Consider the following 580-nt stretch of genomic DNA (forward strand, 5'->3'; position numbering starts at 1 on the left):
CACGACGGTTCGATATGGCAGTACCCCCGCCCAAACCGGAATATCCATATCTTGCGCGTCGTCGTTGACACCAAAACGACTGATTTTTACCGATGCCTCCTCTAAAGAAATACGCAGAAGCATGGTGGCGCTGAGCTCTTTCTCGTTACTCAAACGGACATGCTCTGTTCTTCCCGGCGCGATTTGTTCGAGAAAGTGATTCAGTAAACGATCTTTTTCCTGATTGTCTTCAACAGTTTCAAACTGACCAAACACAACCGCACTGCGATAATGCGCGCTGTGGTGAAATGCGGAACGCGCCAATACCCAACCATCAAACAAGGTGAAGGTGAGACATGTCGGTTGGCCTTGTTTGAGGGAGCGTAACAGTCGGCTGTTATTTGCGCCGTGGATGTATACAAAATCATCGACGCGCCAAGCTAACATAGGGATAACCACTGGCCCTGACTCGTTGGTGATTGCAATATGGGCAATTAGGCTTTCATCAATAATCGTGTGCAGTTTTTCAACTTCAGTCACCGCTTTATGAGCGCCTTTTTTGATTTCTGTTCTTTTTGTATTCGATAGCATGGTGGTCTCC

The 580-nt window shown here is 47.4% G+C and carries 1 protein-coding gene; it reads right to left on the reverse strand.

The genetic code is table 11. The annotated features are described in order from the left end of the window. Positions 1–570 (reverse strand): pyridoxamine 5'-phosphate oxidase family protein (locus R7E78_RS28790; RefSeq protein ID WP_318058970.1); only part of this gene is annotated, 570 nt, incomplete at its 3' end. Positions 571–580: the final 10 nt, after the last annotated feature.

The organism is Vibrio sp. YT-19(2023), assembly GCF_033337395.1.